The sequence below is a fragment of the Sediminitomix flava genome, assembly GCF_003149185.1.
Lineage (GTDB): Bacteria > Bacteroidota > Bacteroidia > Cytophagales > Flammeovirgaceae > Sediminitomix > Sediminitomix flava.
Genome location: NZ_QGDO01000007.1, coordinates 215969 through 228555, shown reverse-complemented (window position 1 = coordinate 228555; position 12587 = coordinate 215969). Strand labels below are relative to the sequence as shown.

Below are 12587 nucleotides of genomic sequence, written 5' to 3'. Positions count from 1 at the left end.
GGCTGGAAACCCAAAATTACTTAACTTCAAAATCGAGCATTTTTTGCTCTCCAATAAAACCTTCTAGTCGGTCTCCAATATTTACTTTATCTACGCCTTTTGGCGTTCCTGTAAAGATATAATCTCCTTTTTTCAGAGTAAAAAACTGAGAAACATAGGCTATTATTTCATCAATTTGCCAAAGCATAGCCGCAGTATTTCCCGCTTGTCTAACTTCTCCATTTACCTTCAATGAGAAATCAATATCCTGAAGGTTTGAGAAATTTTCTACAGGTAAAAATTCTGAGATTGGAGAAGAATCATTAAAGCCTTTGGCAATATCCCAAGGCAATCCTTTTTGTTTTAGTTTAGATTGTAAATCTCTTGCTGTAAAATCAATTCCTAGACCAATTGCATCATAATAGTTTTTAGCAAACTTTTTCTGAATGTATTTACCCATTTTATTGATTCGAACTACGATTTCAATCTCATGATGAATATTTTCAGAAAACTCAGGATGATAAAATGGTAATCCATCCTTTAGTAATGCCGTTTCTGGCTTTGTAAAAATAACTGGTTCTTCTGGTCTTTCATTTTCAAGTTCTGCGATATGTTCCGCATAATTTCGACCTATAGCTATGATTTTCATACAGACAATTTTGATTTAACATCCAAAGATAATGCTTTTTAAATTTAGATGTGAGAGTATGAAGTGAAGATAAGTGAAATCTGTAGGTTGTAAACTCTATAAATATGATTGACGGACAGGAAATAACTACTTTCAATTACTAGGTTTAGATAAAAAAATAGACTATCTCGATTAAGATAGTCTACTAAGTTCTCATAAGTTTTCGACGTATAAGGAATCGAATACAGATTCAGTAAACAGCCTGTAATTGAGCCATTTATTATACGGGGTTTTATTTAATTCTTTCTGTAATTTTTTCTATCCATACATCTCGTTCATTGACGATGAAGTCGAAATAATCATCATTTTCAAGTACAATTCGTAAACCGTTATCTACCACTTTTGCAGTTTTTCTGCCTGTTACTTCTTTGATTTTCAGAAAAGGTATTTCTAATTCTTTTTTCTGAATATTAAACTTATGAGGTATAAATATCATCTTATTATTAGTCAAGAAAATCTTACCACCAACGGCTTCTTTTCCTTGAAATAGACTAGCTCCTCCTTCTATTTCAATTTTCTCTGAAGCATCTAAATTAGGTGAGATAGAATTACTTAATTTTTTAGCAAGAACTTCTAGTCCAAAAGGAAAAATAAAAGCCATACATAAACCAAAGATCAAACCTTCTAATAATATTTTTTCAATTGACTCAATCTTGTTATCAACAGCTAATTCAAATAAAATCAGAGGTATAGAGTAAAAAGAAAATAAAGCTAAAATTAGGAATATCCTCTTTTTCCAATTGAGATTTAATTTATTTGTTCCTATTTCCATGAGTAAATTGTTTTTGTTTAATAATAAAAAATCAAAAGCAGACAACAATAAGCTACCTTAACTAGATTGATGAATTTCATTTAGTAATTGAAGTAAATTAGCTCTATTTACCAAGAGATATACATAGGAGATCAATGATACTACAGTTAAAAGTATTTTGAACTTTTTTGAAATTGAAACCGACCATATAGCATTGAGAAATCCCAAAATGATTAGAACGGTTAATAAAGAATCAAGGGCGAAAAACCACCATGAAAACATATATTGATTTTCACCATTATTGATTAGATATGATCTGATTTCTCCTTCTAAGAATTGGAGTAGGTAAGTACATATGAGGGCAATGATGACTACAATAGCAATAATCAGTTTGTTTTTATTCTTGTCTGACATTAGATGAAAAATTTTAATAAAAATAAATACCCATGAATGTGGGGATTGAAACTTGTTTGCTATTCTGAGTGAGCTTAGTTTTACTATCCTTTTCAAACAATACCTTGAAAAATCATCGGTCTTCTTAATAGCTATCAATAGTAGATTGATTCAAAACTATAATTCTGCGTATTTATTTACTATTCTTATAAGCTAGTAGGTGTATCACTGCATGCTATGATACAAGTTTTCGGTACTTTTAGAAAAAAAATAGACTACCTCAAAGAGGTAGCCTATTAAGTAAAGGTTACTATTTATACTACTGAAGTGAAATTTTATGACTAGATATGATTTCACCGTTTATTTTCAAATTCAGATAATACATACCTGAGCTAAGTTGAGGGAGACTCAACCTATGGATGTGGTGTCCACTTGATACTTCACCTAGATCTTCTATTAATTGTCTTTTCCCTGTCACATCAAAGAATTCCATATGAACATTGGCTTCTTGCTCTAAATGGAATGCAATATTTACATCACTATCAGTTACAGGGTTTGGAAAGGCTACACTCTGTCCAGGTGTATTTTCCAAAATTTCTTTTGCAGCTACACTGCTTGGTGTTCCGTCTATCGCATTCGGATCATTGATTACAACAACGAAAATGACAACTAGTGTATAACCATCTTCGAGTGTATCATCAGCAGCAAAGACTAGCGCCGCCGTACCTTCAGAGACAGCATGAAGTCCCATTAAGCTTTGACCAAATGTCAGATCTACAATCTCAGGATTATAATTTCCAGCATAAACAAAGAATTCATCTCCATCAGGGTCTTCAAACAATGAATTAGGATCTAATGTCATGGATGAATTTCCTGCTAAATTAAGATAGATCACTTCATATTCAGGATTCAGCATTGGAGCTCTATTCTTATGAGATACTTTCAATACCAAACTATCTATGCTCATATTTCCTTCTTCGTCTTCCACTTTTACAGGGATTGCATACTTGCCTTCACTTTCATAGTGCGTCACGACTTTTAGCTTAGCCGTGGTATTTGAAGTCTGCTCATATGTGATTTTCAGACTATCTGTACTCACCGAATCAGCGATAGAGAATACCATATTTTCTCCTTCAGGGTCTTCGAATAAGTAGCTAAATACTTGCTCTTCTGTTTCTTGCAAACGAACTGTATCTTGATATAAATTCGGATGGAATACAAATTTTGGTGCTCCATTGACTGTAGCATTCAAACTTATTTCATCATAAGGCGTATTTACATCGTTGGTTAGTACCTGAAGTATACCCTTATTTTCGCCAGAAGGAATTTTAGAACCATCAATTTTTGTAGTGATCATTACACTTTCACCAGCTTCAACTGATCCAGTTTCTTGATCGACACTAAACCAAGGCTCTCCACCAGAACCCGTCACTCCACGAATTTTATATACAGTATTCATAGACCTTAAACCAGCGACTGAACCCCAATAGAAAATTCCATTCTCATCGGCATTTACTCCACTCCAAACATCTTCCAAAACTTCTTGATCTGTATTAATTTCAAAACTTACAAATCGTCTAGCGCCTGGTTGCGTAGTGATTAGAGAGAATACTTGTCCTTCAGGTACAAAGATTGGTTCTTGCAATGGGAAATTCACCCAACCTTGTTCTACTACTTGATCAATGACATACTTTTGATCATACATTTTCACCCCTGTTTGTGGATTGTGATCTTCCAATATTTCATTCTCATTGAAGTAGATCATGATATTCACAAACTGTTCTAAGGCAGACAAGTGTGTATGTACACGAACATGTGTAAGCGTAATTCCTCCTTCTGGTGCTGTAAGTCGTGTAGAGAATGCAAGACGACCTACAATAATGAAAGGAGTAAATATTCCGTCTGGCTGTTCTTTTGTATCAAGACCAATAGAGTTAGCAATAATCGGCTCTTCCACAAAATAATGACCAACTTCATCTATAATCTGAGGTTCAGCTTCACCTGCTTCTACGTTAAATACTGCAGGTTTTAGTTCATAGTTTAGGGTAGTCTTTCCAGTATTCTCTATAGTGAATTCATAGGTAGCAGAATCACTATTCGTCATTTGAAAATACTGATCTTCTGCATCCCAACTAAATACAGGTGGCTCTACAATATTTGCACTTACTTTTACAATGTTTTCTCCAGTATTTCCACTGAAAGAAATTTCACCTTCCAACATACCAATCGCATCTACAGGAATCTCTACTCTTAAGACTAAAGTATTCCAAGGTGCAATTGTTAGAGGATTGGCTAATTGTCCGTTCAAACGTACTAATTTAAGACCATTGTTTTGGTTATAAATATCAAATTTGCCGAAGCCTGTGTTATCAATAACATCTATAGTTACATCATCACTACCCGTATTTACAAGCTCAATTTCTTTTGAAATTACAAGATTAGGTAATAGTGTTTCCTCTTCCCAAACAATTTCTGTTGGAGTTTTCAACTCAGCCTTGCCTACGTAATCAAACGAAACAGGAATCAATTGACTTGGTTTAGCATAGCTATTTGTATATAAAGCTACTGTGTCTTTGTAAGTACCTGTATAGTATGCGTTCTTAGCACTAATTGTCAATTCCAGTGCAGATGATAAACCCTTTTCTACCTCTGATCTTGCCGGGGCTTTTAGCGCTATAGACGAACCATTAGTGATTCCTGCATATCTAACAATTAACGCATTAGGATCATGAACTAGATCGAATTCTTTTGGGCTTTCAATACCAATTTTTAAATCGCCTCCCCAAGTTTCAACCTCTTTGTAATGGAAATAAATATCGCCGTTAGCGTTGATCTCAACTTGGCAAGTAACTAGACCTATAAAACCTAATAAACTTGGATCAGCTGTAAAACCTTCCCATTGGAATATAACTTTATCTTCTTCATGGTAAACATATACACCATCTTTGTCAGCTTCTCCAGGAATGATTCCAGTCCAGAATGGTGCTATAATACCACTGATTCCATCTTCAGCTTCAAATCTCCAGTAAATTTCTTCTTCTGTTTCATTTACAGCTACATAACCTTTTGAAGATACCCAAACTGAATCATAGCTACCTTCATAGAATGGTAAACTGAATGGCAATACTGAAGTAGTAATTGTTTCGCCTTCTTCAAATTGAATCATCTCCCCTTTTTCTGAAATATCATCCCATCTGTGGAAATTATTTGAAGAATCACTAACGATATAAGTGTAACCATAGCTATCATAATATGTAGCATAGCTAGTATCTTCCATTGCTCTTGTATCAGAAGAAACTTGTGCATGAAGACTATTTACAAATACATAATCAAGTGCAACATTCTCACTTTCATTGTTCAAGTCAAAAGTGATTGTTTCAGAAGTATTATCATGACTTAAAGATACGTGTATATCATCTGCTAACGACAATGAATATGAAGCATCATATTGTGCTTTAGCTTTTACAGCAACATACTCAATGCTTGTCTCTATACCATTATCAAAATTGAAGCTTAATGTTCCATTCAATTCTTGATCATCTGTTGCATCATACAAAACAGGAACCATGATATTACTTAATGGAGTAATAGTTAAACCTGTAACTTCATCAAATTCTTCAAGTGCAATAAAAACATTCTCCAAACCAGAATTAAATCCAGTTAGCGTTATATCATCTGAACCAGCATTTGTGATTTTAACATAAGCAGTATTCGTACTTCCTACATACACATCTTCAAAGATGACACTATCTTGAATACTCACAGCTCCCTCTCCTTCTACAGTTACTGTGATAGGAAGAATTGTTTCACCTTCTACTGTATTTGAGCGAACGATGATATTTTCTTGGTAAGTACCTGCAGTCATATTTCTTGACGCTGGGTCTAGTGTTACAGAAGCGACTCCATCTGCTCCAACTCTCACTGTTCCTGTTTTAGGATCTGACATGGAAACCATAGACATACCAGCATCAGGTGTAAATGTAACTACGGTACCATTCATAATGGTATTTACAGAGTCTTCTTCATCTCTATAATAGAATACATCTTCATAAGAAAGACCCGTTAGGCTTACTGTATAATCAAAATCAGCCATACCTTCTTCTACATCGATGTATCTGTACTCAATCGTACCATCCTTGAAAAGAATGATTTGATACTCTACTTCAGAAATGATGCGGATACCATTCTCTTGTAGTCTCTTTACATTACAATTAAAATGGAAGACAGAATGATCGCCAAATGTATGTTGATATACATCTCTAGTTTCAACCCAAGCATCTTCTAACCTTAAAGCTCTCAATTCACCGTTAATGTAATTAACCAATTCACCTCGATTAGAAAACTTAATTCCTTCTAAAACTTGATCGAAGAATGGTACTTGCATGTCAAGTTTAATCGGATGAAATGTGCTATCATAGTTAAAATGTTTTCCAAAATTCTTTACAACTTTCCAATCTTCTATTTCACTGGCTCTTTCTTCAACTGAAACCGAATAATCAAATTTTTGGACTAAAATACCAGATTGGTGATCAATGGTATTGTAATGGCTCAAATCATAGACTAAGTCTGAACCTCCATCAGGATTTGAAATGTTTAGTTCTACTTCCTTAGTTTCTCCATAGATCACATTAATGGTGGGAGACGGTGTACTTACAAAAATTGAAGGCGCTTCTTGACTGAATAATCTTGTTCTTAAGTTAAAAGTATAGCCTTCTAATGTCTGTAATACAATATCTCTTTCTAAGACACCAAGTTCTGTTGTTGAGAAAGACATTTGTAAATCTTCTTTTGCATTAGGAGCAATGGTCAGTGTATCACCTTCCCAAAGTTTAGTGATTGTACCAGAACCCGAAGCTAAACCAACAGAAGTAATATTCAAGTCTGCAAGACCTGTATTTGTCACAGGTAGTATAAGCTCATTTTCTACATCTGCATGAATATTAAATTCATAAACATGTTCTTCATCAAGAGCAGGTTCTTGACCTGTAACTTCAACCTTTACTTCTATATTGACAACTGGTTTATGAATATCATTGGTGTAAATCCCTAAAGAAGCCAAGTGATCACCATTTGTCAAATAAGAGGCATCAATCGTAGTCTCAATTTCTCTTTCCTCTCCTTTTTGTAATTCTCCAAAATTAGGATTTAGAAATACATATGAACCATCGTTACCTGTACTTAATACATTTAGCATAGGAACAGTTGGTCTACTCGCTAATACAAGACTGTTTTCATATGATCTACCATTTGTTCTAGAGAACAAGAAATGATTCCAAGAATACCAATCCCCATATTGAAGAACCATCGGCCATTGCATTTCTTTAGGGTAATGCATTACGACCCAAAATACTTCATCCTCATTAATCAGTTGAGGTTTATATAAAGGAATACGGTAATACTTCAATACGTTTGTCGTATCTGGATAGTATGGTTGCTCGTATACCGTTTCTGCATCAAAGTAACTATCACGTCCACCTTTCTTAATCTCAACAATAATTGGTTTATCATTGATTTCAGGGTAAAGAACAGCTTCAATGTGAGTCAGATTAAAGGTATAATCATAAGGAACTTCAAAACGAGTGGCAAAGATAAGTCCTGCATTCGGATCACCAGTTGATGCAAAAATTGCTGGAGGTGTACCGTTGTCATAACTTAAACCAGCAATATATTCAGTAGCATCATTGTCCCAATGTGATTTATTATCTAAATCACCAGACTCTACATCTGCTAGCGTAACTTCTTTTGTAGTAGCTGTTTCTAACTTAGAAAATACAGCAGTATTTGTCTCAATTTCAGCATTGAAATCAACGGTGATACTTTCATCTACTTCCTCTTCAGGTTCTGGAGTCCAGAAATAATCTTCATTTAAGATAGATGCTTGCCAATAAACAATTCCATCACCAATGTTAGAGAATTGCATATTTTGAGATTGTACCGCATTATCTTTTACATCTACTGTAAAACTCAGATGACGATCAGACTCCATAAAATGAGGTTCCTTTGTTGTTGTTACCTTCAATATGTTTGAGATATCAGACAAGTTTTGGAAATAATCCTCTGACTTAAGGGCAAACCAATACTCTTTCTCTTTTAAGAATCCACCAATTTGAAGAACAAACTTCTCACCTTCATCAAGGTTATTTTCTACTAAATAAAGTCCTTGACTTTCAAAGTTATCAGCTGTGATCTCGTTTTCACCTACTGCCAAATAGTAATAAGCAGGTGTATTTCCATCTTCATCAGAAGGAACTGTCCATTGTAAACGAACTTCGTTATGGAATACTTCTTTAGCTGCTAAATCCGTAATAGCATTTGGCGGAATACGGTTATCATCTTGAAGAGCTCTTTCAGCATTTAGCGCACCTTTTCCGAATTTACCTTCAGAATCAAAGTCAAAACGTTTAACAGAGTTCAGAAGAATTCTTTTCAAGTCTTCGTTGGTGAAATCCTCATTACCAAATTTAGATACGATCAATGCTGCTACCCCAGAAACATGAGGACAAGCCATTGATGTACCTTCCATTGGTCCATAATTGTCATAAGCTAAAGTAGAAATGATACCTCCATCATTTCCAAAGTTTACCATATCACCACCAGGAGCAGCAATATCTACCCAAGTTCCATAGTTTGTATAACGAGCAGGCAAACCTGTTGGTCCTGTAGCTGCTACCGCAATTACTTCATCAAAAGCTCCAGGATAACGTATATCTTCACTTCCTTCATTACCAGCAGCAAAGATTACAATACCGCCTTTCATAGGGCTTCCTGCATACTGACCTGCTTCTGCAATAAAATAGTTAATGGCATCTAGTACTTCTGGTTCGTAATAATTAGGCATGTTATATCCCCATGAATTTTGAGAGATAACGGCACCGTTATCCGCACCATAAACGATTGCTTCTGCAAAGTTAGCTCCGCCTGGTGCTCTAGAATCAAACACTTGCGTAGACATCATTTTCACTCCATTTCCAGAGCCATCTCCACCAGCTACACCAGCTACACCAATACCGTTGTTACTTACAGCACCAACCGTACCAGCTACGTGCGTACCATGATCTTCTGGGAAAATACTAGAACCTTCAATTCTGAAGTTTACCCCATAAATATCATCCACATAACCATTGCCATCATCATCTACACCTTCTTCACCATAAAGCTCAGCTTCATTCACCCAGATGTTTTGTCTTAAATCTTCGTGGTTTACGTCAACTCCTTGATCAACAATCGCTACAATTACGTCAGAATTACCTGTAGTTGTAGACCAAGCATGCGCCAAATCAATATCATAATCAGCTAAACCTCCAATAGAACCATCATTTTCATAATGCCATTGTGAAGGTAATAATGGGTCATTGAAACTTACCGAATCTTCAGTAGCAGCCAATGCTTCAGTCTTAAAAGCTTTTGTTGCAGCATCAGCACCCAAATTAATTTTCTTAAATACTGGTTTTACAAGTTCTATTTCACCAATACCTTCATATGCTTTTACAATATTTTCTGGATTTTCATCTTCGTTAAAATCCAATTCATACCATAAGTGTAAACCATATTTACGGTGCTTAGCTTCATGTTTTGATGAAAAAGGGAAAACCCTTTTCATTTTAGAAACTCGAACACGATCTGTAACGGCATCAACACTTTGTAATCCAATATGAGGATCATTATCAGATTGTCCACTTACTCTCATATTAGATTGCTGAGGTAAGCTTCCTTCTTTAAACTTTATACGTACTTTACCTGCTACGTAATTGTCTACAGGTATATTATTTTGACCAAAAACTGTAGCAGATACAGTCATTAGCCAAAACAATAAAAATATTTTTAATCTTTTCATGAGTCGATATTTAAGTGTAATCAACTAATTCATTTTGGCTTATGGCTGTGCCTCTCTTACATACCTTACAGAACCTACAAAAAATGTATAAGGTAGAACGGCCATACCTGCTATAGTACTTTCATCACCAATAAAGAATGAAACTGCCAATCCCCTAGATGGATTGTGATCAGCCGTCCAGAAATAACCAAATTGGTCTAAGCCTTTAAAGACATTCCTAAAAGCAGGATCTCCACTACTATTAATTTCTAAGTAACCAGGGAAGTTGTAATCTAGTCCAGACTTGCCACCTTCTACCATTTGTTGCTTCGCAAATGAATCACCTCCTAGAGAGTTCATTAACTGCTCTAGTTCCGCTACAGTTGGTAATCTCCACCCCTCAGGTGCAAAAGCATGAGCCGCATAATAAGAATATAGTCTTCCATACTTCTTACGATCTTCCTCAGTTTCTAAAGGATGACCATCTTCTACAATTGCTCTATAAGCATGACCATAATACCAAGATTCCTCACCTGGTAATCCTGCATAATTATAGTTTTCAGTCATCCACTCAAGCCCATTAATTTCTGTAAAGCGATAAGTCTGTTCATCTCTCTCATCCGTCCAAACTCCCCAAAGACCTCTAAATCTTAATTGAAGTGTATCTGTAGAACTGTAAGTATCCAAGTTAACAGTATAACTCAAGGTATAAAGTGTATCTGGAATCCCTTGGAAAATAGAAGATGGATCATTCTTATCAAGAACTGTCCCTCCTTCACCTTCTAAAATGTTCCATTCTGCTGTAGCTCCAGCAGGTAAAAATGCTTGTAAGGTAAAATATTTTTCTTCGAACTCTCTATTTGTTTTGATGTCAAGTTCATCTTCTCCAGCATATGCCTTCAATTGATCTGTTGTAAAAGAGAATTCAGTAGATGCTTCTTTAGAACCGTATGAAAGTACCCATTCTAAGGTATATTCAGTTTCTGGTTGACCTACAAAACCTGCAATCGCGTTATCTTCATCAATTAGACGGCCACCATTTCCACTCACAATTCTCCATTGTCCTGTTTCTCCATTATCAGGCATTTCAGCCTCTAAATGAAGGGAAATATTGTTTTTACTAGTGTCTTCTACTGCCATTAAAATTATTGGCTCCAATGACTTAAAAGAAACCGTAATCACATCGGCCTTGTAACGGTCACCTTCAGAAGCTTCCCAACCTAATTGGTAGTTTTCACCTGGTTCTCCATAAAACTTAGATTTTGGATCATTGATATCGTCAAATGTTCCATGCTCTCCTACGTAGATACGCCAAGTACCCTCTACCCCGGAGGGTAAAGGGATGGCATCCAATTCAACGGCATAGTTTTTACTAACTATATCTATAAAACTCTTTCCTGCATTAGGCTTGAGTTCAATTACTTCTTCACTTTTTTGACAGCTTTGAATAGAAAGTATCACAAAACCCATCAAAAAAATAGATAAATACAAACGTCTTATCAGCATAGATTTGTTGTTTGAATAAATACTAAAAATAAGCTATTAATAGCCAGGGTTTTGATCACTCCCACTCAGTGTGTTATTGGCATCAATTTCTGATTGAGGTATTGGAAAAGTCAATCGGTAGTAGTCATCATCTTGAGCCGAGAAATCAAATTTTACCCAATGGTCTCCTTTTCTAGTGAAAGGCAATTGGCGTCTTTTGATATCGTTCCATCTGAATCCTTCACCAAAGAGTTCTTTGCGTCTTTCCAATAGAATCTCATCAATCAAGGCTTGACCTTCAGCATTAGACTGTTGTAAAGTAAGGTCAGCACGGTTTTGAACTTTAAATAATGCTTCTTGAGCATTCGCATAATTGCCTAGTTCAGCTTCACATTCAGCAATGATCAAATACATCTCTGCACCTCTGATCACAATACGTTCTGCATTACCAACAATCTGATTATGGCCAAACTTCAATAGCATCGTGCGGTCTGGATCAATCAAATTATCTTTATAAAAATGACCCGATCTTACATCTTGAGAAGAGAATAACTTCACGAATTCATCATTGGCACGCATAGAACTATATCCTGCTACAGGCCAATAGAAAGATGGAATTGTTAGGTAAATATTATTATCATTTTGAGTGTAAGCTATACTAAAAATAGTTTCAGCATTTCTTGTCATAAATCCAGACATCAGCTCAGACTGAGACATTAAAGAAATACCTTCTACAGCTAGAGTAGCCATTTCCAAGGCTTCTTCCCACATACCCATATTCAGGTATGCTCTTGCTAAAATGGCTCTTGCTGCTCTTTTATCGTAAAAACCTTTGTCATCACTTTCGTCTAAAAGATCAATAGCTTGTTCAAGGTCATCTACAATTAAATCATATACTAAATCAAGTGACGCTCTTGGTAAATCCTCCTCTTCAATTTCACGAATATCTTCAACCAACAATACAGATGGAGCTTGAGGATTTTGAGCATAAGCAGGTGCATAAACTTCAACCAACTTCAAATAAGTATATGCTCTTAATGCTCTTGCCTGTCCAATCAAATCATCAATCTGGTCTGGTGTTGCATCGGGAATATTAGATGCATTTCTTATGATCATATTTGTATCATAAATCAGCTTATAAGCTACCCACCATGGAGAATCTGCAAATGTATAATTAGGTAATACCTCCATTTGATAGACCGCAACAAACCAGTTCCAGTTGTTCACTGAATTGATCATCATATCTTCACCAATAATATCCGACATGATTGGTAGAAATAAACCTTCAAATGAATAAACACTCATCTGATCGTAAGCCCCTACTAATGCAGCTCTTGCAGTTACATAAGAATCAAATACTTTATCGTCAGGTAATGAATCCGAAGGTTGACGTTCTAAAAACTCATCAGAGCATGATAGCAGACCGACTAGCAGTAAACTGCTTAGGATATATTTTAATTTTTTCATCGTTCTTACTT

At 35.5% G+C, this 12587-nt stretch carries 6 protein-coding genes; all 6 read right to left on the bottom strand.

Annotation, left to right across the window (positions count from 1 at the left end; translation table 11 throughout):
* Positions 1-16 precede the first annotated feature (16 nt).
* The 6 genes from BC781_RS21440 to BC781_RS21415 all read right to left on the bottom strand — a co-directional run bounded on the left by BC781_RS21440 (position 17) and on the right by BC781_RS21415 (position 12576).
* Entirely contained in the window at positions 17-628 is a 612-nt protein-coding gene (locus tag BC781_RS21440) for a fumarylacetoacetate hydrolase family protein (RefSeq protein ID WP_109621791.1), read from the bottom strand.
* A gap of 271 nt (positions 629-899) precedes the next feature.
* Entirely contained in the window at positions 900-1439 is a 540-nt protein-coding gene (locus BC781_RS21435) for a GRAM domain-containing protein (protein WP_109621789.1), read from the bottom strand.
* 57 nt (positions 1440-1496) lie between these two features.
* On the bottom strand, positions 1497-1832 hold the full coding sequence (locus BC781_RS21430) for a hypothetical protein (RefSeq protein WP_109621787.1): 336 nt from the start codon (positions 1830-1832) through the stop codon (positions 1497-1499).
* A 298-nt stretch (positions 1833-2130) separates the two neighbouring features.
* Positions 2131-9645: a S8 family serine peptidase gene (locus BC781_RS21425; RefSeq protein ID WP_109621785.1), complete on the bottom strand. Its 7515-nt coding sequence runs from the start codon at positions 9643-9645 to the stop codon at positions 2131-2133.
* Positions 9646-9684: 39 nt separating this feature from the next.
* The gene (locus BC781_RS21420; RefSeq protein WP_109621783.1) at positions 9685-11130 is read right to left on the bottom strand and encodes an FISUMP domain-containing protein; all 1446 of its coding nucleotides are present in this window, start codon (positions 11128-11130) and stop codon (positions 9685-9687) included.
* Positions 11131-11166: 36 nt separating this feature from the next.
* On the bottom strand, positions 11167-12576 hold the full coding sequence (locus BC781_RS21415) for a RagB/SusD family nutrient uptake outer membrane protein (protein ID WP_109621781.1): 1410 nt from the start codon (positions 12574-12576) through the stop codon (positions 11167-11169).
* Positions 12577-12587 lie beyond the last annotated feature (11 nt).